The sequence below is a fragment of the Streptosporangium sp. NPDC002607 genome (assembly GCF_053592655.1).
In genome coordinates this window covers 263412-285944 of record NZ_JBSFWD010000001.1, presented here as the reverse complement: position 1 = coordinate 285944, position 22533 = coordinate 263412, and the positions used below count along the sequence as shown (strand labels likewise).

Sequence of the window (22533 nt, the reverse complement as noted above, 5' to 3'; positions counted from 1 at the left end):
AAGCACGCCTGGTCGCCCCGGAGACGTTGAACCGGCACGCGGCGTGGATGCGCCTGCAGAAGGCCGCCAAGGCCTGAGTGTGCGGCGTGCCTCGCCGCACTGGTGGCTGGGGCTCGCCCATCACACCTGTTGAAGCTCAGGGGATGTATACCTCGTAGTAGAAGCCCGCCAGATAAGGGCCACCCCCGCGGAACCAGTGACAGTAGACGAGCCCGGTGTATTGACCGTTCTGCGCAGCGTCCTCGTAGGCGAGGTCGCAGGCGGCCAGGGTCTGGTAGGGGCCCTGCAGGTACCAGTCCGGTGTCGGCCAGCCCCCGGCGGCCACGGCCGCGCTGGTCTGGGTGGCGGCGAAGGCGGGCGCGGTACTGGCCAGGACACTGGCGCCCAGCGCCACGGCGAGTACAGCGGAATGTAATCGGCGGATCTTCATTGTGGGTGACTCCTCACATTCGGGAGGGAGAACACCTTCAGATGAGCACCGGCTACCGGGCTTGAGGAGATACCGGTTCTCCATATTTCGGCCGGATGGTGCGTTTGCCGAGGTTATTTCGCCTGGCCTGAACACGTGAGCGCCCCGCTCGTCCTCCTCGCGGAGGGCAGGCGGGGCGTTGTTGGGTTCAGGGCTGGTACTGGTAATTCACCGTGACGCGGTCTTGAGCTCCGCCGCCCGCGGGATAGGTGCCTCCGTGCAGGGTGTGCTTGACGGTGATCGTGCCCTTAGGGTCCAGGCCGTTGAAGCTGTGGACCCACAGTCCCAGGCTGCTGCTGAGGTCGAATGGGCCTGTGCACTTGTAGTCGGTGGTGGTGTCCGGCTGCTGGTAGCGAAGCCGTCGCTTGCCGCTGGTCCTCATCGCCCCTAAGAGGGGTCGCAACGACGCCATGTGAACGAGCCGGGCACGCCACAACGGGTCCTCATTGCCCCTTCAAGGGGTCGCAACGGTTGTTAGGCGGGTAGGGGCTCAGCCCCGGGCCGTAGTCCTCGTCACCCCTGTGAGGGGTGGTCGTAACGACAGGTACTCCGTCATGTCCGCCCGGTCCCTGCTGTCGAGTCCTCATCGCCCCCTGTGAGGGGTCCGGACACGATGATGCCCCCCGAAGGGCAGGGGCGCCGCGCACTACTCGTCTTACTCGCCGATCTTCTTCGCATACAAGGTGATCAGCGTGTCGACCGTCACCTTCCGTCCGGCGGCCGGCGTCTGCTTGGTCACCACCCAGTTGCGGTCGTACACCTGGAAGCGGTTCTGCCCGGTGGCGTCCTTGTCGTTCAGAATGTAGAACCCCGCAGCCTGCATGGTGTCCTGCCCCTCCTGCAGGTTCATCCCGACAACGTCCGGCAGGACCTTCTTCTCCGCCGCCGCTTCCTTCTCCTCGGCCGGAATGGGATCGGGCTCCTTGTCGTCCTGCTCGATCGGCTTAGGGCTCTTCTCCACAGGTGCTGGCGCGGTGACGGTCACGACAGGTGCCGCAGTGTCCGCACCTGCCCCGCACCCGGCGAGAGCGGCAACGACTGCAGCGACGACGATCGAGCCGGCGATTCTCATGCGAGCGCTCCTGTGCTGTGGCGGACGGGTAGGTGAGGACGGTTGAAAGGGGCCGCGGGTTGGCCGGTGAACGTCGTTCTGTTGGTGTGCCAGGTACGACGACACCCCTCACCACGAAAGGGCAGGGGCGCCAGCCGAAGCCGCTACTGCGCGACCTTGCCGAGAGCCGCCTCGAACTCTTCAGTCTGCTCATGCCACGCTTCTGCTCGCCAAGGGTGTACCGATCAAGGTCGTGTCTGAGCGGCTCGGCCACACGGGCGCGGTCGTGACCCTCGGGGTCTACGCCCACGTGCTTCCTGGCAATCAGCGGGATGCCGCAGACACGTTCGCGACCCTGGTTTCAGGGGTCTAAAACCATGATCAGTATCAGCGGCGGTATCACAAGCAGAATCGAGGCTGAAATGACAAAGTCCCGAACCTGTGACCTGCACAGTTTCGGGACCCATCTGGTGTCCGAGGGGGGACTTGAACCGTTCGCCCATCTCCTGAGTAGCTTCGACGCTCCGTGGTTGGACCTCTCATGTCCGGAATAGGCGTGCAGGGAGGCGGTGCCCGCAGCCACCTCAACGAGATTAGGGCCTACTTCGCGGCACACGCCCATGCCGGGGAAGCCCAGCAACCGCCAGTTCAGGGTCTTCAGCAGACGATCTCAACTGCGCCCAGGACTGCAGTGGTAAGGGGGCAGGAACTCGGTGATCGCAACACCGAACCCCTTCCTGCATCCCAGCAATCTGATCAACCCGGAAGCCAGGCCGTGCGCCGCCCCTCGACACCAGAAATTGCCGGGGAGGTGGTTCCGGTCGAAGGGGCTTGGGTCGAGCGTACTCAGCGCGATCGGTACGGGGACCGGATCATCCTGGGCTTTGCGGTGGCTGTCCTGCTGGCGGTCGCCGGCGCGGCCGCCTACGTCTCGTACCACCACTTCTATGGTCTGGCGATCGCTCTGGGTGAGCGGCACGACATGGCCATTCTGTATCCGGCGATGTCTGACGGTGTGATCGTCATGGCGTCGCTGGTGATGGTCTACTGCTCGCGTCGTCGGCTACGTGTTCCGGTGCTGGCGTGGGTGGCGCTTGCTTTGGGCGGGGCGGTGACGCTGGCGGCGAACGTGGCGCACGGCTGGTCCGGTGGACTCGGATCGCGGCTGGTCAGTGCCCTGGCACCGCTGGCTTTCGCGGGCGCGTACGAACTGCTCATGTGGATCGTCCGGAACACCCGGCAACCGTCCACCGAGACGCTGGCCAAGGACCACGTGTGCCAGCCCGCTGAGACTCTCGTCGAGGTGGAACGCGCGGTGCCGCTGCTGCCCACCGACCGGTACGAGGCGGCGCGGCTCACCTATATCGAGAGCCTCAGTGAGGGCAATCAGCGGGTCGGCCGACGCCCGCTGATGAGCCGGTGGGGACTGGAACAGCGTGAGGCCGAGGAGATCATCGCCGAGGTGGAGAAGGAGCGGGCCCACGCCATCGTCGAGGTGGCCGATTCGGAGAGTGTCGTGCCGTTGCTGGGCGGCCCCCGTTCAACCGGCACGAGCGAGGCCTGTGGCGCGCAGTAAAGGACATCGGTAACGGGGTGGTCGGGTCGTCATCCAATTGCCCAGTTCGATCATCGGGCGGTCTCCCATCGTGAAGCGATCAAGGTTCTGGGCCGCGATAAATCATTTATCGCGGCCCGGGATTGATACCAAGATCAGTTTGAGTTCCGCGAAGCATGGGCGCGTGCAGCCGAACTTCGCTTGCGACTAGAGGATTCGTACGTCCGAAGCAACGGCAGGATACGTCACCGACAAGCTAGAGATTCTCCTCCTCAATGGAGGAGGTGATGCCAGGTGGCAGTTCCTCTTTGGATAAAAGCGATCTGGTATGTGAGTGGTGGGGCGCCAGGGATTCGAATCCTGAACCTACAGATTAAAAGTATACATTCTTAGTGTCGGCCAATGCCGCAGAATATCCGTTTCTATTAGACTGCCCAGATTCGTCGCTGTTAAAGTGCCCGCTGATGGTGCACGGTGCCGCTCCGTATCACGTACCAATGAGCAACCGTCGGGCAAATAACCGCTCCCTCGCACGGCTTTACCTAAAACAAGATTGCTCGCTCCGCGCTAATCTAGCGCTAACGTCCGAGGTCTGGACTGTGTGAGCCGTCAAGGCCTTGTGTGTCAGAGTGAGTTTCGTTCTGAATGCTGACATCCGGCTAGCAGAGCAGGTGCATAACCGTTGGTCCTGTGTGGAGTGATTGGCGTATGGTTTCCTCATGCCGGATCTCATACCGCGTGAAGTGGGTCTTCGCTTGCTCGCGTTGGACCGCGACTACCTCTGGCAGGTCGCGCAAGCCTGCGTTCGACGTCCTGAGGCGACTGTCTGGCCCATGTTCTGCACTCTGCAACACCTTGCCCTGATCAACTATGAGGGCAGGAAGTACTTGGAAAGGTTCGATCCAGGGCAGCTTCCGGCCGTGCCATCCCTCGAAGGTGATGCCGTTAGGGCGTCTAGGCACGCCAACAAACTCTTCCTCGACACCGCTAGATACGTCGACGGTGTCGCCGAGCATTATGGGCTGATTTCTAAGCAGCACCACGACGTCTTCTTCGCCGATGCGCGAGGGAGGTTCGGTAGGTTGCTGGACTGGCTTCGGGATGATCTGGGGATTGTGCGCTATCGGCAGCACTTGATTGGCACAACGCATACGGTGCACTACAACTCCGGTCTGCCGCCCGAGGTGTTCGGTCTGGCCACCATGGGACAACGAATGCATGAGATGGCCAGGGGCATGGCGGCCTTCGCTCAACCTGATCCAGATTCCGCGGCCGAGGGCACGGTTTGCTGGCTCGATCTTGTGGATGAACATGAGGTGGAGAGTTCGGATGTGAAGTCCCTCAGATTTTACGGAGGTGTTTTTGCCGGGAAGGTTCCGGCCAATATGGCGGCAGCGCTAATTTCGGTGCAAGCGGCCTGCTCGACGACGGACTTGCTGACGGGTGAGACACCACGTCTGCCGGACGGTTCGTGGCCAGTGCCGGTGCTCAAACTTCGATACATCACCCTGTTCCAGATTCTCGAAAGCCTGAAGTACTTGACTGAAGAGCACGGCATGACGCTACCGGGACCGGTGTTTTTCTCGCCTGAAGTTCAGGAAGTGTTGTCGCCGGGCGGAAGGGCGTTGCGAAACACCCTGGTGCACTACGGTGTGATAATTCCCGGGGTTGCTTCGCTTCCAGTTGACCTCCCTCTGTTCGGCCTTGTCGAGCACTTTATGGGTGGCCTGAAATACGACGAGCTATGTACAATGGTTGACGATCTGCTCCGTGACTCGAGCGAGTTTATTCGAGAATGGTCTGGAATCCATTGACCACACCGGCAAGGACTGGAATGGAGATTCCGGCTGCCGTAGTAGCGTCGAGTTGGGCGGCGATTAGCTAAGTCTGTTCAATCTAACTTTTGGCCTTTGTTCTCTGTTTGGGTGGTCGGCTCAGGCCGCTCCGTGTAGCTCGGCAAGCAGGGCGCGCAGGCTGTCCTCGCCGTGACGGACTGCGGCAGTGAGGGCATCCAGGTGGGCTGCTGGGAGGTGTCCGGCGCCGAATCCCGAGGCGGTGAGTACGTCGGCGACTTCCTGTTCCTGCTGCGGGGTCATGCGGGAGCGCATCCCGTGGTGCCCCATGACTTCTCGGGCAGCGTAGGCGTCCGTGCAGGCCACGCCGATGACAGTGGACCGCAGGTCGGAGTCGTGTGCCGTGGGTCGGTCGGCGGTCAGGTCGAGCACGGTCAGGGCGAGCCGAGTCCGGAACGCTGCGGTCATCGGGTCGGGGTCGGTGATCAGCGCGAGAGTTTCCCGCCCCGCATGATCCAGTTCGTCCTGTGGTGTCGGCGTGGTCGGAGGACGGCAGTAGACGCGCAGGATGGCGGCGACGGCGTTCTCCCAGGGCTCTGCAGGAACGCTGGAGTCGATCATGGTGGCGGCCTGCTGCGGGAGGCCCTGTTCCATTAGCGACATGATCGTGAGCTGGCGGCCGTCGAGAAGACGCTGACCGACGCCGCGGTGCGCGGCCATGGATTCGGCCGCCTCGGTCCAACGGCCGACGCTCGCGAGGGCTCTTGCGCCGTCGATCAGCAGGGCGACCCACAGCTCCGTACAGATCGTGCGGTGGTCCGCGACGGTCTGGATCAACGGCGCCAGGTCGACGGCGTGATCGCGGATGACGGTGGCGCCACGCTGCTCGGCGGCCCGGTACAACTGCTGCAGCACCGCGAAGGCAGCGCTACCTTCACCTTCGCGGATCAGGAGCCGGGCGATGTTCACCAGCGGCATCAGCGACATCACGGCGATGTCCTGGTCCAGGCCCTCGGCTTCGGCGAAGACCTTGTGCTGCCGCCAGCACAGTTCGGCTGCCAGGTCGGGTATGCCGCTGTCGGAGGCGATGAGCGCGGAGAAATTGAGGACACCGCAGGCGCGGGCCACTCGCTTGGAGTGGTCCGCGCCGGGTGTTTCGGCGGTCAGCGCGGTGAGCTCTGCAATGCGCTTGTCCAGTGGAAGCCCGGGGGGTTTGGGTCGGCAGACCAGCGGGATACGGGCGGCGATCGCAGGGTTCATCACGCTGCTCCCCCTCTACGGCCAGTCGATGACGAGTCGGCTGTTGGACTTGTCGATGACGAAGCGTGAGTCAGCGGCTTTCAGCAGATCGCGGTTGGCGGCCGTGGCCATGCGGAAGCCGGGGGCCGGGGCGTCGTTGCCATAGTCGCGGTCCCATTCCTGGATCGCGGAGGCGACCTGCTCGGCGAGGGAGGCGGCGCGCGGGCCGTGACCGATGACGCCGATCTCCCAGAACCGGCCCACGGTGTCTTCACCTTCGCGGACGGTCAGATAGGCCAGGCTGTCGCCGTCGAGCGCCGCCATCGAACCCCACCCGAAATGCGGGGTGAACCCGGGCCGCCGGCCAGGTACCCGAGACAGGCCGTTGGGCAAGACGCACGCCAGCCACAGATAGACCCACTCCCAGGGTGAACCCTGCCGGAGCTTCACGCCCGTGTAGACCTGGTGGGAGGGCTCGTCCAGGACGGTTCGCATCGCCTCCCGGTCCACGAGCTGCTCACCGTAGGTTTCCAGCCGGACGTTGCCCTCCCCGGCCATGGGGACCACGGTACGGACGTCATCACACACGCCCTTACGCAGCGGGACGAACGTGGCCATCTCGCAGGAGACGGTCTTCCAGGTCTCGCCGTCTCCGTCGCGCTCGAAGGCGAAGGAGCGGGAGATACTGCCGCGGATCCGCATCGGGATGACGAGACGGCCGTCCGGGGCCAGTTGATTCAGGACGGGGAGGGGGATGTCACCGGCGCCCACGGTGAACTGGATCCGATCGAACGGGGCATGCTCGGGCAGACCGGCCGCGCCATCGGCCAGCAGCGCGGTCACGTTCGACGCGCCGGCAGCGGCCAGATGCTTCGCGGCGGTGTTGACGAGGTCAGTGTCGACGTCCACCGTCCACACGCGGCCGCCGGGGGCGACGAGCCGCCCGAGGAGAGCGGCGTTGTAGCCGGTAGCCGCCCCGGCCTCCAGGACCTTGTGGCCGGGTTCTGCGCCCAGTTGCTCCAGTTGGGTGGCGACGATAGACGGCGCGGAGATGCAGGAGATCATCTCGCCGTCTCGGTCGTTCTTCACCGACACGGCGTCATCGACGTAGGCGGCGACGACCTCGACGTCGGGGATGAACCGGTGGCGCTCGACGTCCCGGAAGGCGTCGATGATCGCGGGAGTGCGCAGGTGGCCGGAGCCGGTGAGCTTGTCCACCATGATGTTGCGCAGCTCGGCGGGGTCGGTCGTAGTGATGGTGCTCTCCATCCTCTTGAAAACAAGGGTTACGGGTGCGGATTGACTGCTGGACACGGTGGCTGGGTCGCCGTCTCCGAAGGCGACGTTCCAGCCCAGCCAGGCCGCGGCAGCCTGCTCGGCCACGGGTGTGGCCGCGCGGTTGAAAGCGAAGATCGCGTGGTGGGCGAGGATCGCGCGCAGCCCCCGCCGGAGTTGCCCACTGGTCGCGAGCCGGGCCAGGCGGCGGCCGGCGTCCTCGAACGCGGCGACGCGGTCAGGCCAGCCGGGTTCGGTGGTGTCCCGCTTGGCGGCGTCGGCGTGCACGAGGCGCCGCATGGCAGTGATCGCAGACGCCTGGTAGGCCGCCTGAGGTGGGTCGATCGCCGGGCGGAGGTTGCCGAATGTCGCCCACACGTCGCTGATCTCGAACGGGTCGAGGCCCGCCGTGCGGTTCATGGCGGAGAGCAGCAGGATGCACCGCTCGCGGGCGTACGGGCTGCCGGTCTCGGCCAAGGCCGCGGGGCTGTCGGCGCACCACACCTCGTGGGCAATGGCCATACCCTGCTCGCCGCCGAAGGTTTCGATCTCCGGTTCGTAGATGCCGCCAACCCAACCGGCCGCGACCTCGTCGGCGACGAGCTGATCGAGCAGGTCGGCAGCGGGCTTCTCGGTGCGCAGCCGGAGACTGCCTTCCTTGCGCAGGAAGTGGAAACGCCAGCCGGACAGCGCGGCCGCGAGTGCGGTCGCAGCCTTCGGGGTCGCTCCGGCATCGCCGGGAAAGCGGATGGTGGCGTGCCACCACTTCGGTTCGTCGGGCAGCGGTAGGTTCTCGTCGTTCCAGTCCATGTCCTCGGTTCGCTCCTGCTCGGTTGTGGTGGCGGGTCAGTTGATCAACAGGGCGCGGGTCCAGCCGGTCACGTTGGAGCCCTTCAGCGCCATGACCGCCCCGGCTCGGCCTTCCATGAACCCGGGCTTGGACAGTGCGGGGATCCCCGCTTCCAACCTCTGGCGGGTCTGCCGGATGGGCTCGGCGAACCGGTCGGGGGTACGGCTGTCGGCGGCGAGGGCGGTCGTGACGGTCAGCAGCCCGGCCCAGCCGTGGCAGAGGGACGCATCGGTGACCCGGCTCAGGCGGGCCGGGTCAGTGAGGGCGGCGATGGCGAGTTCCTCGGCCTTCTGCCTACGGGCGTCGTCGCCGAGCGCGCAGGCTGCCAGTTGCAGCGTGCGGGCGATACCAAGGTCCCCGTAGCACCAGGAGGGGCGCAGGGGCGGCGCCTGCAACGCCTCAGTGGCGAGCGGGTCCAGGGTGATCCAGTAGAAGGAGCCGAACTTCTCCAGCCAGGCCGTGAACGTCTTGATGGCGCCTATCTGGCCTTCCACCAGGACGCCGCGGCGGGCGGCAAGAGATAGCAGCGCCAACGGGCCGGCGATGCCGTGGGCCACACCGTTGTTCGCGTGGCCACCGGTGATCTCCTCATGCGTGGGGCTGTCCGGCGACCACCACCCGGGCAGGACCTGGGCATCGGCTTCGGCCGGGACTGCCAGCGTCACCAGGTAGGCCAGCACCTCCTGCAGCAGCGGCGGCGGCGAGCCTGCTCGGGCAAGCAGCACCACCCCCAGCCCGGTGAGCCCCCGGATGAGATCGAACTCTGCCAGTGTCGGGAGCCGGGTCGCCTTTCGTCGGCAGCGGGCCGCGGCGAGCCGAGCGGTCACGACCCGGTCGACGGCCGCCTGAACGGTCTGGTCGACGCGCCCGGCACGGCCAAGCACGAACTCCAGGGCCGGGGCGCCGTGGAACAGAGAAGCGTTGGAGCCGGTGCTGACGCCACCGGTGACCGCCTCGGCCAGCAGGGGCCGCGCTGCGGCAAGGTTGCCGCGCTCGATGTGCATCAACGCTATCCCCAGCGCGCCCTCGGCCAGAGCCTGCGTCGTGGGCGGGCTCATCGGCCCGCCCTTACCGCGACGACGATGCTGTGGGCCCGCCCGCCGATCCATCCATCCATGTCCGGCGGCGGCGCCTCGTAGAGCACCGCGATAGGGGAGCCGCACAGGTGCGTACGGAGCACGTCCAGGTCCATCTCCCTGGTGAGCTCCAGCAGCAGGCGCTGGTCGTCCATGGCCAGGAGCACACGCTCCGGCACACCCGCTCGGCCGCGCCAGGCGTGCAACTGCGCGGCCCACTCGTCCAGGCACGCCGCACGGCCGGGCAGGGCGCGGGCCCGAAGCTGCCAGCGAGCGGCAACGATGATGCTGCGCCGATAGTGCAGCCCCGGCGTGAACGGCAATGTCCACGCCGCACCCCAGTCGAACCAGGTCACCTGCGGAGTTGCGGCACGGCTGATCTCGGCCAGGAACCGGGCCAGCGGCGGGGTGAAGTTGTTCCACATGAAGTTGAGCGCAGTCGGCGCGAGCAGCTCCAGGCGCTCCCCGGTGGCGGCCACCGCGAGGTAGAGGTGGCTACCGTGCAGACCCACGACCAGATCAGAGGGGACGAACACCATGGCGTCGCTGCCCTGGTGCTCTCCGATGCTGACCAGCTTCGGCAGGACTTGCGGGGTGCGCGTGAGCAGGTCGGCCTCGACGCGGGAGGGATGGAACGATAACTGCGCCAGTTTCGCCACAGGATTAACCGTGGGAAGAGCTACTTGCTCGGCGGCCTGTGGGAACAGGTGCCGGAATCGTCCAGTCATCGTTCCTGCCGCCCTGGAGACGGTGTGAACGCGGACGCGGAAGTCGCCTCGGTCGAGCGCTGGGAGGGAACGGGCTTGGACCTGTGCGCACACCTCGAAGTGCGGAGCAAGGGCCGCGGGCGAACCGCCCGCGGCCTCCAGCTCCTCGATGAGCGGCTCGGACAGGGTCACCGTCCGGTGGCGTTCGATGGCGGCGGTCCCTGCGAGATCCAACAGCAGCCGGTCGCGCCGCGACATCGGTCGTGGCGGCTCGGACACCGAGCCGAACCCGTCAGGCAGGCCCAACCCGTTGTCTGGGTCAACGAGCTGCTCCAGGCCGACCTCGGCGTCTTCGCCCCATCGGGCGGCGAACTGCTCGGTGTAGCGCCGCCACGCCCGGGTGCCGGTTGGATTGGCCGCGAGCCTGGCCAGCACGGTTGCTACGGTTTCCATCTCGACCGCGACTGTCTCCGGTAGTCGAACCTTGGCGTCCAGCCGTAGGTCCACGCACGCGTCCCGATCGCGGGCGTCCAAGACGATGGCAGGCAGGACGGCTGCTGGGTCAACGATCGTGGCGGGGGCACGCAGCGCCGACAGCAGCAGCCGAAGCCGCAGCAGCTCCGCGAGAAACGCCGCCTGGCGGTGTCCTTCCACCTGCGGGAACTCTGCGGCGAGTTTGCCCGCGAGCGCCGCATACCGGATGGGTGACTTGGCCGCCTGGAGAACGAGCGTCAGCGCAGGCGTCAGCGCGAGGGAGAACTCCGACGCGCCCTCGGACGGCACGAAGACGCGGCCGCCGCGCACGTACACCAGGTTGTTGACGCACACCTCGACGGCCGCCATCGACGCGCCGTCGGCCTCCTGGGCGCTGATCACCTTGTCCAGCGCCCGGGGGTCGGCTCGGGTGACGGTCTCGTGGTTCTCCCCGACCAGTACGGCGGATGTCTCGCCGAAGTCGACCAGGCAGACGCCGGCGAACAGGCCGAACGGCGTGGACCGGTGCTCATACCTGATGGCGTACCGGGCGACCGCGAGCGCGGCGCGACGCGCCCGGCGAGCGTTCAACAACCGCCCGTCCAGGACTGCCTCCACCTGGCGGGCCAGGTCCAGGCTGGCACTGGAGACCGCGCGCCGGAACGTGTCATCGGCCCAGATCGGGCCGAGCCAGGAACGCCACTGCTCGAGGGACGCGGCGGGCCCCGGCCACTGCGGTAGGGCAGGGGCGGAAAGGTTCACCGCCGCGCGCAGCATCCCGGCGCCCGTGCACCGGTACAGGGTCCGCCGCGACCGCGTCATCACTCACGCTCCGTTCTGGGGAAGAGGGGGGCGCGGGCCCGTGCGGACCCGCGCCCCGCGGACTACGAGGTCGTGCAGGCGCTCGGGCAGGAGGTCCCGCAGTTGTCGCCGGTGCTGCACATCAGCACCGTGTCGGCCGCCGGGGTGTTCTCGATGAATTCGATGTTGAGGGCGAACGGGTCGAACGTCTCTCCCGTGTCGACCGTGGTGGTCTCCTCCGGCGTCAGAGTGCTCATGTCTCTACTCCTTGTCCTGTTTTGGGTTCCTGACGTGGGGTGTCCACGCCAGCCGGGCAGGGGCATAGTCAGCCCGCTTCCGCCTGGTTCACGTACGGGTCGGCCTCGTACCATTCGCCGCGGCTGGTGTGGTCAAGGTGGTGTTTGCGCACCAGGGCGGCGTACATCTGGATGACGTCGCGGTAGGCCCGGCCTCGGCTGGTTTGCTCGTGCCCGCGCCTGCCGGCGGGACGAAGCACGAAGAAGTGGGCGGCGGGTCGTAGGTGGCGCGGGGCAGCATGGGCGCTAGGTAGGGGCATGGGCCCGCGCCGGAGTACGTGGACGGCCGCACGTTGTGAGCCTGCTCGGCTGTCCATGTCAAGACGAGGAGAAGTAACACGGCCACCCGGCGGCGACCGCCAGGAACGCGTCACTGAACGTGAACACGATGCGCTCCCTTCTGGCGTGGTCTGGGGCCCCGAGGTCTTCCGGGCCGGCGGGGTGCTGCCGGGTCCGGTGATCGTCTCGGGGCCGCCTCTGGCAGATCCTCACGGCCACCCTGGACGGGTGTGGTGGGTGGCCGGTCCGCGGTCATGGCGCGCGGGGAGGCCCGCCAGAGATCAAGTTCAGCTTCCTGCATGCGCTGCCACAGCTCGGTGGCGCTGCGCCCCATGACGGTGCGACATAGCCGCGGGTCGGAACACTCCCACGCCTGCAGGACCCGCCAGTACGGGCGCCACAGGACAACCCAGCGGGGCGCCCGCGCCTGTATCAGTTTGGCGACCTCGACGGCGCCGGGGTCATACCGGGGCTGCATCGAGCACTTCACGAAGGTGTACGGGGAGGCGACAGCCCGCGCGATAGCCGCTGCGTTCTCCTGGACGACCTCGGTTACCCCAGGAATCGCCCCCTTCAGCTTGCTGGCGGCTGCACGGTCGGCCTCGAAGCCGTCCTTGTCGGCACCTGCGAGCGCGGCGTAGGTGCGCTCTACCGCTGGCACGTTCGGGTTGAATTCGCTGCCGGGCGGTGGTGCGACGAAGGTGTCAATCATCATGGGGTCCTTGGCGAGTTGGTTCGAGTTGGCCATGGGGAACGGCGCGGGCCAGAGTCACGACCGGTCGGCCGGCGGAAGAGCCAGTGGTACGGAGGGCTCCCCGCACGACCAGCAGCCGCGCCCCAATCGCGTTCAGCTGTTCCCGCCGCCGGGTCGCGACGGGCTTCTCGCCCAAGTGGTGCGTAGTGGGCAGAACCACCCCGTAGGCGCCGGACATGAGAAGGACGTCCAGCAGGCCGGCGAAGGCCGGGGCGTCCGACGATGCGGCCCCTCGATCGGTGAAGATGCCGCAGAGCTGCAGTTCGTGCTGCTCGCAGTATTGGGCGAGGGCTACCGTCAGGGCGGCGTGCCGCTCGGGCGTCGAACGATGCAGCCGTAGGTACCCGTAGACGATCGGGCCGTCCACATCGTGTTGTTCGGTGAGTGTCCACAAGGTAGCCGTCCTTACCGTGGCCGGGGCTTACGGCCCGCTCTTTGAGCATGGCCAGCCCCGACCCCGCTGGATACGACCCGCTGTCGCACTTGCGTCGCACTTCCGGAGGCCCTCGGTACCTCTACGTGCTTCCATGGCCGTGGAAGGGAGCAGCGACGTGACGACCGTGCATGAGTGGACCGGCCTCGAAGCGCGTGCACTTCGCCGAGCCTTGCGGATGAGCGTGCGGGTGTTCGCGCAGCACCTCGGCGTGGCTCCCCGCACCGTGGCGAAGTGGGACCATCTCGGTACCACTACTCGGCCACGTCCGGATACCCAAGCCATCCTGGACACCGCGCTCGCCCGCGCGAATTCGGCGACTCACCTGCGGTTCGAGACGCTGCTCTTGGAACTCGGCCAGGACGTGGACCAAGGACTGCGAGTCACCCGGGTGGGACCACGGGCCTGGGACTACGAGACCTGGACGGACGACCTTGACCGGGCTGTGGTCGCCCTCAGCCGCCAGAGCTTCAGCTACGCCACCGACCTGCTGAACCGATGGCTCACCCGCTACGACCCGCACGCCTTGGACGACAAGGGTCTTTACCTGTTCGCACGATCGACGACGCTGTTCGGCGACCTCCAGCGCGACCAAGGAGCAGTCGCCGGCCCATTGTCCGCTCGCCGCTCCTACCTCAACGCCCGATCGATCTACGGACAGCTCGACATCCCCCGTCGTATCGCGCAGCTCGACCTTTCGTTGGCGGTGGTCGCCGAGATGGGGGGCCGGTTGGACGAGGCCGCCAAGGAATATGAGGCGCTGGCGGTGGACGACCGGCTCTCACCACGCGATAGGGCGCGAGCTCGGCTGTGGGTGGGGACCGCCCTGAGCAAGAACGACAAGAATGACTACGCCGCCCGCCTGATGACGACCGCCATCCGCGAGTTCGAGAGCCTCGGTGAACCCGAGGACTGGTCCGTCGCGCACCAGAAAATCGCTCTGGCCCACCGTGGCGCAGGGAACCTCTCGGAGACGCTACGCCTGATCGACCTCGCCCGCGCCACCGCAGTCACCGATGCGCCCATGCAGCGGGTCCGGCTGGAGACGGCTTACGGGCACGTCCTGCTTTCGGATCGGGCCACCGTGGATGATGGGGTGGTGATCCTCGACCGTGCCGCGCGCGAGGCCGCGCAGCACGGGCTCGCGCACCAACTGCGCAGCATCGAGGGCATCCAGCGGACCATCCAGGGGGGAGATCCGCCTCCCTCTGCCACGGCGACCAGGGAGCAACCGGGTGAGCGTCAAGCAGCAGGTCATCACCGACGAGCAGTGGCAGCACGCCCACACCATCTGGGACTACCACCAGATGCACCACGACCTGAGCCGGTGTGACGTGGCCATCGGTCTGGGCAGCCACGATCTGGGGGTGGCACGCGCGGCGGTCGACCTGCACCGCGCCGGCTGGTTTCCACTGCTCGTCTTCTCCGGTGCCACCAGCCCCACCACCGCGACGCGCTTCCCCCGAGGCGAGGCCGTCCACTACCGCGAGCACGCGCTCGACCTCGGCATGTCCGACGAGGCGATTCTGCTGGAGCCGAACGCCACCAACACCGGCCAGAACGTCGCACTGTCCCGCCAGGTGTTGGCCGATGCGGGTATTCGGCCCGGTTCGGTGCTCCTGATCTCCAAGCCGTACATGGAGCGCCGGGCCTACGCCACGGCACGAAAGGTATGGCCCGAGGTCGAGGTGGTGTGCGCTTCCGAGCCGCTTGAGCTGGACGACTACGTCAGCTCGATCGGTGATCCGAAGCTGGTCATCGACATGCTCGTCGGCGACCTCCAGCGCGTGATCGAGTACCCCAAGCTCGGCTACGCCATCGAGCAGCCCGTCCCAGGAGAGGTCCATGACGCCTACCAGGCTCTTCTTCGCGCCGGATTCGACAGCAGGCTCCTTACGCCCTGACCTGCCGTACGGCGAGGTGTGCGCCATCCACCAGCCCAACCTCTTCCCTCGGCTGGTGACGCTGGCCAAGCTGTTCGCCGCCGACTACTGGATCGTCTTGGACGACGTGCAGTTCGCACATAGGGACTACCACACCGCGCGCGCCTCGCCTCGCTCGACGGCTCGTGGCAGCCGCGGTGGCTCTCCATTTCCACCCACCTGCCATACGGTCGCTCCACCTCCATCCGCGGAGCGCGTCTGGCCGATCCCTCCCGCTGCCGTCGCCGTGTCGTTCAGCTCCTCGCCGACCACTGCCGGCACAGTGCCTACTGGCCGTCGTTCAAGAGGGGGCTCGAACCCGTACTTGCCGCGTTCGAGAGCACGGATCGACTGGCAGACGTGACGGAGCTGTCCACGCGCCTGCTGCTGGAGGAGGTCGGGTGGCGGGGGCGGATCCTGCACAGCAGCGATCTGCTCGCACCCGGTGAACGTTCGCAACGCCTGGCCGACCTGGCCTGGCTGACAGGCGCCACGACCTACCTGTGCGGGACCGGGGGCATGCGATACCTGGACCCGGCCGCCTTCCGGGTCCACTCGATCGAGGTTCTCCCGTTCCAGGCCCGCGGATCGGGCATATGGGCATCCGCCCGGGAGGTGAGCGCGGTACACGCCCTGATGCTCGTCGGGTCGGGCGCTCTGGGGCGGGAACTGGAGGCCCTGCGCGGACGAGTTCTTGAGGAAGATCCCCGATCTGGTGCCTAGCCCTGCTGGGCTTTGGAGATCGGTTCGCATTCCTTGCCATGCCGGGCTCATGGCACCCCGGTTCCTCGGCAAGGATCCCGACAGCCCCGACGGCGACTCGCCAACCGTCTGGGAGGACGGCGACGACTACATCCTGCAGGGCTTCACCATCACCGATACCGCCACTCTCCAGCATGTGGGCGACATGCCCGAGGGTGAAACGTTGATCCGCTTCCCCAAGCGCATGATGCAGTTCTTCCCGGAGGTAGCCGGTGGCGGCAACAGCAACGCTTAAGCAACTCCTGACCGCCTGTCAGCGCTCTGCCTGTCATCTGGAGATGCGCGACGGCTACACCCTGAACGATCCCGGCCTCAGCGCCTGGCAATCCGGGCACAGGATCGACCTGGATGACCGTTCCTCGTGGTGGCGGCCATGGCTGCAGAACATCGTCGATGCTGTAAGCCGGGGCGTTGAAGTACAGCGAGCACGCGTCGTATCGGAGCCGATCAGCCCCTACATCCAGTACGAGTACGACGTCACCGTCCCGAACATACGGGCGGGGGAGCATGTGCGATGGCTGCCCCGCCAAAAGGCCACGGACCTGATGTTGCCCGCGAACGACTTCTGGCTGTTCGACGGCAGCACGCTGCTCGTTCATTACTTCAGCGGGGTGGGTGACAAGGTGGGAGAGGAGCTCATCACCGATCCCATCGTGGTCAAGCAGCAGGCGGAGGCATTCGAGGCCGTATGGCAGCGTGCCACCCCGCACGAGGACTATCGGCCAGCCTGAGCCCGTGCGCCCAACGTCCTCCAGCGCTCAGCAGGCGCTCGAACTCCTGGCGGCGAGACTCCGCCACCTTCGGCAAGAAGCCAGCCTGTCCGATCGTGATCTCGCGCGGCTGGCAGGCTGGCACGCCTCCAAGGTGAGCCGCATCGAGCACGCCCGCCGGCGCCCGGCCGCGGCCGACATCCGCATCTGGTGTCGCTACTGCGGTGCGCTGGAGCAGGCGAACGAACTGGTGGTCTCGCTGGAGACGATCGAGGGCATGTTCGTCGAGTGGCGGCACATGGAGCGCAACGGGCTGCGCCAAGCTCAAGAGGCGGTGCTTCCTCTGTGGGAGCGGACACGGCAATTCCGGATCTACTCATCCAAGCTGATCCCGGGGCCGTTGCAGACCGGCCCCTACATCGCGGCGGTGCTTACGGCGCTCATGCTGCGCCGGAGCGTCCCCGACGACGTGACTGAGGCAGTACAGGTGCGCCTGGACAAGCAGAGGGTGGTCCAGGAGGGCGACCACCGATTTGCGGTCGTGCTGGAGGAGAGCGTTCTCCGCGCTCCCATCGGTGGCGGTGAGGTGATGGCCGCCCAGCTCGGTCACCTGCTCACCGCGAGCGCGATGCCGTCAGTGTCGCTCGGCATCATCCCCCTCGGAGCCGACCGCTCCCGCATGTGGCCCACGGAGTCGTTCTTCATGTTCGACGACGATGAGGTCACCGTGGAACTGGTGTCGGGGCATCTGACGATCACGCAGCCCCACGAGATCGCCATGTACGGCAAGGTGTTCACGAAGATGGCGGAGCTCGCGGTGTACGGCAAGGCCGCCCGCAACCTCATCATGTCGGCGGTGGCCGCCCTGGATGACTGACTGGCCCCTGCTGTGCAAGGCGACGTCCCGCCGCCTGGACGCTGGACGACGGGGCGTTTCCTAGCGGCTCCCCCCGCTAGGTCTAGCGGGCCCGCTAGCGGTCATACAGGTGTTTGACCTGCGGCCTAGCTGTCTAGCGGACCTTTTCAAGAAACCTTCTCAGGGCCGTAAGGAGGGGCCACGTTCTTTCGCCCAGATCGCCAGTCGCTCATTGACCTGCTAACGAAATACCTTCAAGCGAGATCTTTCAGAAACCACTATTTCAACACTGCCATCACCATCTCTGATTACGATCTACCTGATATCAACACAATCTGTCATAATTCCTTACAAGATCAATTCAAGACTTGGACGAAGGTATCTGCGATACGGGCGGCCTTCGGCCGAAAGACCGGCGCTGAGCTGGGCGGATGCGTGGAGGTGGGCGCGGTGGCGTGGGTGAGCACGCTCGGGCCCGACCAGGCGCAGGTCGACTATCGGCTACGCGAAGGCGCCGGATGCGTCCCCGAGCTCCAGGCGGATGCGCAGCTGGCCTACCGGCTGGCCGGCGAGCGTCCCTTGATGTGGATCGGCGACGGTCTGCGCGAGGTCGGCATCACCCCCGGCAGCCCGCTCACCGCCGACCAGCACGACGCGGCCCGCGCTCTGATGGACGGTCGCCACCCGCACACCGGTGAGGTACTGGTGGCGGCGAAACTGGCCGTCGACCCGCGCGCGATGCTGCCCGGCGCCCCGCTCCTGGCCGCCCTGCAGCAGGCCGCGATCGAGCGCGGCGCCGCGGCGGTCAGCGCCCTGGTGCGCGGCAACGACGCGATGACCAAACGCGCGGCGCGGCTGGAGCGCGGCGTGCAACGCAAGGGCGAGGCCTACGTGCTGGCATACGAGGACGCGCGCAAACTCGCCCGCGCGGCCGGCCTGGATCTCGCCGCCGTCTACGACGGCGACCAGCTGGCCGAGGCGCGCCGCTGGCGCGAGGCGCGGGTACGCGTCGGCAACCGCGGATACGACCTCACCTTGGACGTCAGCAAAAGCGTCAGCCTGCTGCACGCTCTGTCGAGCCCCGAGGTCGGCGCGGCGGTCCAGACGATGTTCACCCAGAGCGTCGTCGAGGCCGTCGCCGCGGTGCAGGAATGGGTCGCCTACGGCCAGCGCGGCCACCAGGGCGATGACGAACTCGCCGAGCGCATCGCCTCCAGCGGCCTGCTGGGCTGGGTCCTGGAGCACCGAACCGCCCGCCCGGTCGACGGCCAGACCCCGGATCCGCACCTGCACGCGCACGCGTCGATCGCCAACATGGTGCGCGGCGTGGATGGGAGGTGGTCGGCGGTGGCCGCCGGCGGCCGGGACCTGTTTCGCCACGCCCACGCCGCTGATGCGTTCCTCAAAGCGCGCGTCCGGCGTCAGACGATCGAGACATTCGGGGTGCGCTGGGAGCGCGACGCGCACACCGGGGCGTGGGAAATCGTCGGCGTCGACGAGACGCTGCGCGCCCGGTTCTCCAAGCGCGACACCCAGGTGAAGGCGTTGCTGGCCGAGCGCGGCATCGCCTATGAGGAGGCTCACCAGCACGCCCGCCGGGTGGCCAGCGCCACCAGCCGCCAGCCCAAAGGTGACGCCGTCGCGGCCGGTGACCTGTCGGCGAACTGGCATGCGCAATGTGCCGCCGATGGCGTCGACGCCGCGGCGGTGATGGCGGGATGTTTGCACCCGGGCGAAGGTCTCCCGCCGCGTCCCAGCGCACAACAGATCGCCGCGTGGATCTGGCGCGCCGACGGTGGCCTGACCTCTCACGCCAAGGTCGTCACCCGCGCCGATGTGTTCGCCGCGGTGGCCGATGCCTGCCCCGACGGCATCGCCGACCGCGCCGACGCCGAAGCGCTGACGGATGCGGTGCTGGCCTGCGAGCCGGCCGTGCGCCTGCCCGACACCGGAGCGCGGCACCTGGTCAACTCCGCCCGCTACACCTCCACCGACATCCTGGAGGCCGAGCAGCAGGTGCTGCACCTCACCCGCGAGCGCTACAACGAAGGCGCCGCCGTTCTCGACGCCGCGGCCGTCGCGCTGTCGCTGGATGCCTTCGAGGTCGCCTACGACATCACCTTCTCTTCCGCCCAGCGCGCCGCCCTGCACCGTCTGCTGGCCGACGGGCGCGGCGTCGAGGCGCTGATCGGCGTTCCTGGGGCGGGTAAGACCATGCTGATGGCCGCAGCCCGGGCGGGGTGGGAGAGTCGCGGCCTGGTGGTGGCCGGCGCCGCGACCGCCGCGGTGGCGGCCGCGAACCTGACCGCGGAATCGGGCATCGGCGCGCACACCATCGCCACCTGGATCCACCGCATCACCGACCCCGACAGCCCCGGTTTGGACGGCGTCGACGTCCTGGTCATCGACGAGGCCGCGATGGTCGACGACCGCGACCTGGCCGTCGTGCTGACCGAAGCGCAGCGCATCGGCACAAAGGTGGTGGCGATCGGCGATCCGTTGCAACTGCGCGCGATCGGCGTCGGTGGCACCTTCGCCGCGATCCACCGCCAGGTCGACGGCTTGGTCTTGGAGGAGAACCGGCGCCAGCGCGACCCGATCGAGCGCCACGCGCTGCAGCAGTGGCGCGACGGAGACCGCGCCGAAGCGCTGCGCACCTGGAGTCGCGGCGGCCGGGTGCACGCCGGACGCGACGCGACTGACACCTTGAGCACGTTGCTGGCCGACTGGGCCACCTTGCGCACCGGCTACCGCGACGTGCACGACGAGCTCGCTGCCGTACTGGTGCTGGCCGGAACGAACGCCGAGGCAGAGCGTCTCAACGCGGCCGCGCGGGCGATCCGCCGCGAGGCCGGGGAGGTGTCGGGACCGGATGCGGTGTATCGGCTTCCCGGGGGGCGCACGGTGGCGCTGGCGGTCGGCGACCATGTCCGAGTGCGGGCTAACGACTACCGCTCCCGCAAGAGCAAGGGGCGGCGCGCGGACGTCCTCAACGGCTACCGCGGCATCATCACCGAGATCCACCCCGACCGGTCGGTCAGCGTGCAGTGGCGCCGCCTCGACGCCGACGGCCCGGCCCTGGTCGTCGAACGGGTGAGTTCTGCCTATATCGCCGCCGGTGGCCTGTCGCATGGGACCGCGATGACGGTGGCCGCCGCCCAAGGCCTGACCAGCCGGCACACCCTCATCTACGGCATGGGCCTGGATCCGCACACCTTGTACGCGGCGATGAGCCGCGATCGCATCAGCGTTCACCTGTACCTGCCGCGCAACGTGCTGGAGTCCGACGCCGACCGCGCCCGCCACGGCGAGCCGCGCAACCCGGCTGAGGAACTGCACCGCGCTCTGGACGCCTACGCCGCGACCCTGCAGGGCGATCGCACCGACCGGCTCCTCACCCCTGAGCCCGAGCCGATCGCCGCGGCGCGGGCCCGCGAACTGGAGACCATCGAAGCCGCGGCGGCCCAGGTGGTGGCCGCCCGCGTGGCGCTGAACGAGGTCACCCGCCCCGACCGCCCGCACGGCCTGCTCAGCGACGAGGACCTACAAGCACGCATCGAGGCCACGGCCGCGCGGACGACGCAGCTGGCCGAGCAGGTCGAGGAGCAACGGCGCCGCGAGCATGAGCAGGCCGAGCAGGTCGCTACCATCCGCACACAGGTGCAGGCCGAGCTCGTCGACGAACGCGACCACCTCACCCACGCCCTGGACCAGGCCCACACCGCCGGCAACCGACGCCAGGACGCTCAAGCCACGCACCGCCGCGCCGAACAGCGCGTCACCCAGCTGCAGGCGGCACTACGCGAGAAGAACAGCGGCCTGCGCGGCCGGCTGCCCAGCGGCGAGCGCACCCGGCTGCAGCAGCGACTGCAGGAGGCATCCCAGGCGCTGGCCGGTGCCGCTCACCGGGCCGAGGTCGCCGGTCGCGCCGAGCAGGCCGCGCTGCACGCCGCACGGCAGGCCTCCCCGTCGTGTGCGAACACCGCCGACCTGCAGGCGCGACACCGCCTCCTGACCGGCCGCACCTCCTTCACGACGGTGATGGAGAAGGCGATCGCGGCCCACCTGGAGCAGGTCATGCCGGGCTTCGCCGACAGAAAACGCGTCGAGGCCGCCCAGCTCGGCTCCCTGGCCACCACCACGTCCCCCGCCGGCCAGCACCAGCGCGCCACCCGCCTGCTGGCCACCTTGAGAGCTGAGCACGACTACCGCCGCCAGCTCGGCGACACTGTCCGGCGCAGCCAAGACCACGCCCGCCGCGATCCAGCCGCGGCGCAGCTGGCCCACTCCCGGCGCGAGCAGGCCCGCGCACACGCCGCGCACCAGGGCCCAGCCGCCCCCAGGTCCGCCAACCGGACACCCACCTACCGATCGCCCACCACCAAGGGCCCCGACCGGGGGTTGAGCATGTGACCGCGGGGGCGGACTTCCTGGAGCTTTCGGAGCCCCTACGCGTGCGCGGGTCAGGGAGGTGGTCGTCGCGGCCCGAAGTATGGCCGCCGGCTCCGCGGCCCTCAAGGCCACAGCCCTCGCTACGCTCGGCCGCAGCCTTGACCGCCGCCATCGCCGACAGCCTTCAAGGGCCACCACGACAACCACGCGGCTCGAATGAGAAAATAAATCTACGCCGCAAAGGCGAGGAGGTCGCACAACCACCCCCACGCTCTACGGTGTGGAGGAAGTGGGCAAGGTGACCAGGAAGGATCTGACGGGGTTCTCGGGGCGGCGTAGCGTCGAGGTATGGCCGAGGAAGAAGAGGGCGCGCCGATCTGGGGTATCTGCCTGGGCGCCGGCGGGGAGTGGATCGACCGTAACGGCAGCAGCAAGAAGCAGAGCGTCTGGGTGGCGTGCACCTCGTGCGCGGGGACGGGGCGGCGATGACCGACCCGATCACCTGCCCCGAGTGCGAGGGAGAGGGAGGCCAGCGCCTAGGCCGCCTGCGCATCGCCTGCTCGTTCTGCCATGGCCGGGGTTGGGTCGGTGCTGAGCACGAGCCCGCCGAATCTCCCCCACCGCCCGCTGAGCCGCCGCCGGTTTGGGAGCACCGGATCTGGTCGGACTCCGCGGTCGCCGCCTTCCTGGGGTGCCGCTACTGCTTGGGATCCAAGATGGTGGCCCACCTGGACCAGAGCGCGCGCACGCTGGTGATGGTGCCCTGTGGGTGTCGGACGCCTGGGGACCTCTCGGCGAGCGCGTAGGAAATCGCGGCTACAGCAGCCAGGACGAGGACG

Annotated in this window: 20 protein-coding genes and 1 pseudogene; 10 read left to right on the top strand and 11 right to left on the bottom strand. The window is 67.7% G+C overall.

Annotated features, from left to right (window positions below):
* Nucleotides 1–136: 136 nt before the first annotated feature.
* From ACWD3H_RS01270 to ACWD3H_RS01260, 3 genes are all read right to left on the bottom strand, one after another.
* Complete coding sequence (locus ACWD3H_RS01270) at nucleotides 137–430, bottom strand: hypothetical protein (RefSeq protein ID WP_451953619.1); 294 nt, start codon at nucleotides 428–430, stop codon at nucleotides 137–139.
* 187 nt (nucleotides 431–617) lie between these two features.
* The gene (locus ACWD3H_RS01265; protein WP_451953618.1) at nucleotides 618–872 is read right to left on the bottom strand and encodes a hypothetical protein; all 255 of its coding nucleotides are present in this window, start codon (nucleotides 870–872) and stop codon (nucleotides 618–620) included.
* Between the two features lie 252 nt (nucleotides 873–1124).
* The gene (locus ACWD3H_RS01260; RefSeq protein ID WP_451953617.1) at nucleotides 1125–1541 is read right to left on the bottom strand and encodes a PASTA domain-containing protein; all 417 of its coding nucleotides are present in this window, start codon (nucleotides 1539–1541) and stop codon (nucleotides 1125–1127) included.
* Between the two features lie 790 nt (nucleotides 1542–2331).
* Here ACWD3H_RS01260 and ACWD3H_RS01255 point away from each other — a divergent pair.
* Nucleotides 2332–3096, top strand: a complete 765-nt coding sequence (locus ACWD3H_RS01255; protein ID WP_451953616.1) for a DUF2637 domain-containing protein — start codon at nucleotides 2332–2334, stop codon at nucleotides 3094–3096.
* Between the two features lie 698 nt (nucleotides 3097–3794).
* Complete coding sequence (locus tag ACWD3H_RS01250) at nucleotides 3795–4889, top strand: hypothetical protein (protein WP_451953615.1); 1095 nt, start codon at nucleotides 3795–3797, stop codon at nucleotides 4887–4889.
* 120 nt (nucleotides 4890–5009) lie between these two features.
* Here the strand turns inward: ACWD3H_RS01250 and ACWD3H_RS01245 are convergent, their stop codons facing one another.
* From ACWD3H_RS01245 to ACWD3H_RS01210, 8 genes are all read right to left on the bottom strand, one after another.
* Nucleotides 5010–6128, bottom strand: coding sequence for a hypothetical protein (locus ACWD3H_RS01245; RefSeq protein ID WP_451953614.1), 1119 nt, complete (start codon nucleotides 6126–6128; stop codon nucleotides 5010–5012).
* A gap of 15 nt (nucleotides 6129–6143) precedes the next feature.
* On the bottom strand, nucleotides 6144–8192 hold the full coding sequence (gene fxlM, locus ACWD3H_RS01240) for a methyltransferase, FxLD system (protein ID WP_451953613.1): 2049 nt from the start codon (nucleotides 8190–8192) through the stop codon (nucleotides 6144–6146).
* A 36-nt stretch (nucleotides 8193–8228) separates the two neighbouring features.
* Nucleotides 8229–9290, bottom strand: a complete 1062-nt coding sequence (locus ACWD3H_RS01235; RefSeq protein WP_451953612.1) for a lanthionine synthetase C family protein — start codon at nucleotides 9288–9290, stop codon at nucleotides 8229–8231.
* Entirely contained in the window at nucleotides 9287–11311 is a 2025-nt protein-coding gene (locus ACWD3H_RS01230; RefSeq protein ID WP_451953611.1) for a lantibiotic dehydratase family protein, read from the bottom strand. The genes ACWD3H_RS01235 and ACWD3H_RS01230 overlap by 4 nt, the downstream gene beginning before the upstream one ends.
* A 62-nt stretch (nucleotides 11312–11373) precedes the next feature.
* Entirely contained in the window at nucleotides 11374–11547 is a 174-nt protein-coding gene (locus ACWD3H_RS01225) for an FxLD family lanthipeptide (protein ID WP_355510375.1), read from the bottom strand.
* Nucleotides 11548–11615: 68 nt separating this feature from the next.
* Nucleotides 11616–11786 (bottom strand): hypothetical protein, encoded by a 171-nt coding sequence (locus ACWD3H_RS01220; RefSeq protein ID WP_451953610.1) that lies wholly within the window; start codon nucleotides 11784–11786, stop codon nucleotides 11616–11618.
* A 170-nt stretch (nucleotides 11787–11956) separates the two neighbouring features.
* Nucleotides 11957–12580 carry a hypothetical protein gene (locus tag ACWD3H_RS01215; RefSeq protein ID WP_451953609.1) on the bottom strand — a complete coding sequence of 208 codons (624 nt, stop codon included), beginning with the start codon at nucleotides 12578–12580 and terminating at the stop codon, nucleotides 11957–11959.
* Nucleotides 12570–13013, bottom strand: a complete 444-nt coding sequence (locus ACWD3H_RS01210; RefSeq protein ID WP_451953608.1) for a recombinase family protein — start codon at nucleotides 13011–13013, stop codon at nucleotides 12570–12572. The genes ACWD3H_RS01215 and ACWD3H_RS01210 overlap by 11 nt, the downstream gene beginning before the upstream one ends.
* Nucleotides 13014–13170: 157 nt before the next feature.
* On the opposite strand from ACWD3H_RS01210, the gene ACWD3H_RS01205 reads away from it, so the two are divergent.
* From ACWD3H_RS01205 to ACWD3H_RS01170, 8 genes and pseudogenes are all read left to right on the top strand, one after another.
* Nucleotides 13171–14385, top strand: coding sequence for a helix-turn-helix domain-containing protein (locus tag ACWD3H_RS01205; RefSeq protein WP_451953607.1), 1215 nt, complete (start codon nucleotides 13171–13173; stop codon nucleotides 14383–14385).
* On the top strand, nucleotides 14288–14956 hold the full coding sequence (locus ACWD3H_RS01200; protein ID WP_451953606.1) for a YdcF family protein: 669 nt from the start codon (nucleotides 14288–14290) through the stop codon (nucleotides 14954–14956). Before ACWD3H_RS01205 ends, ACWD3H_RS01200 begins: the two co-directional genes overlap by 98 nt.
* A gap of 180 nt (nucleotides 14957–15136) precedes the next feature.
* Nucleotides 15137–15697: pseudogene (locus ACWD3H_RS01195) on the top strand (WbqC family protein); the annotation flags it as partial.
* Nucleotides 15698–15746: 49 nt separating this feature from the next.
* On the top strand, nucleotides 15747–15971 hold the full coding sequence (locus tag ACWD3H_RS01190; protein WP_451953605.1) for a hypothetical protein: 225 nt from the start codon (nucleotides 15747–15749) through the stop codon (nucleotides 15969–15971).
* Nucleotides 15972–16014: 43 nt separating this feature from the next.
* On the top strand, nucleotides 16015–16467 hold the full coding sequence (locus ACWD3H_RS01185) for a DUF6879 family protein (protein WP_451953604.1): 453 nt from the start codon (nucleotides 16015–16017) through the stop codon (nucleotides 16465–16467).
* Nucleotides 16468–16471: 4 nt separating this feature from the next.
* Nucleotides 16472–17323 carry a helix-turn-helix domain-containing protein gene (locus tag ACWD3H_RS01180; protein ID WP_451953603.1) on the top strand — a complete coding sequence of 284 codons (852 nt, stop codon included), beginning with the start codon at nucleotides 16472–16474 and terminating at the stop codon, nucleotides 17321–17323.
* A 429-nt stretch (nucleotides 17324–17752) separates the two neighbouring features.
* Nucleotides 17753–21715: a MobF family relaxase gene (mobF, locus tag ACWD3H_RS01175; protein ID WP_451953602.1), complete on the top strand. Its 3963-nt coding sequence runs from the start codon at nucleotides 17753–17755 to the stop codon at nucleotides 21713–21715.
* Nucleotides 21716–22042: 327 nt separating this feature from the next.
* Nucleotides 22043–22183 carry a hypothetical protein gene (locus ACWD3H_RS01170; RefSeq protein ID WP_451953601.1) on the top strand — a complete coding sequence of 47 codons (141 nt, stop codon included), beginning with the start codon at nucleotides 22043–22045 and terminating at the stop codon, nucleotides 22181–22183.
* Nucleotides 22184–22533: the final 350 nt, after the last annotated feature.

Bases quoted from the DNA above. Each gene is read 5' to 3' on its own strand.
- ACWD3H_RS01270 (WP_451953619.1), bottom strand. From the start codon at position 430: ATGAAGATCCGCCGATTACATTCCGCTGTACTCGCCGTGGCGCTGGGC.
- ACWD3H_RS01260 (WP_451953617.1), bottom strand. From the start codon at position 1,541: ATGAGAATCGCCGGCTCGATCGTCGTCGCTGCAGTCGTTGCCGCTCTC.
- ACWD3H_RS01250 (WP_451953615.1), top strand. From the start codon at position 3,795: ATGCCGGATCTCATACCGCGTGAAGTGGGTCTTCGCTTGCTCGCGTTG.
- ACWD3H_RS01245 (WP_451953614.1), bottom strand. From the start codon at position 6,128: ATGAACCCTGCGATCGCCGCCCGTATCCCGCTGGTCTGCCGACCCAAA.
- fxlM (WP_451953613.1), bottom strand. From the start codon at position 8,192: ATGGACTGGAACGACGAGAACCTACCGCTGCCCGACGAACCGAAGTGG.
- ACWD3H_RS01235 (WP_451953612.1), bottom strand. From the start codon at position 9,290: ATGAGCCCGCCCACGACGCAGGCTCTGGCCGAGGGCGCGCTGGGGATA.
- ACWD3H_RS01230 (WP_451953611.1), bottom strand. From the start codon at position 11,311: ATGACGCGGTCGCGGCGGACCCTGTACCGGTGCACGGGCGCCGGGATG.
- ACWD3H_RS01225 (WP_355510375.1), bottom strand. From the start codon at position 11,547: ATGAGCACTCTGACGCCGGAGGAGACCACCACGGTCGACACGGGAGAG.
- ACWD3H_RS01215 (WP_451953609.1), bottom strand. From the start codon at position 12,580: ATGATGATTGACACCTTCGTCGCACCACCGCCCGGCAGCGAATTCAAC.
- ACWD3H_RS01190 (WP_451953605.1), top strand. From the start codon at position 15,747: ATGGCACCCCGGTTCCTCGGCAAGGATCCCGACAGCCCCGACGGCGAC.
- ACWD3H_RS01185 (WP_451953604.1), top strand. From the start codon at position 16,015: ATGCGCGACGGCTACACCCTGAACGATCCCGGCCTCAGCGCCTGGCAA.
- ACWD3H_RS01170 (WP_451953601.1), top strand. From the start codon at position 22,043: ATGGCCGAGGAAGAAGAGGGCGCGCCGATCTGGGGTATCTGCCTGGGC.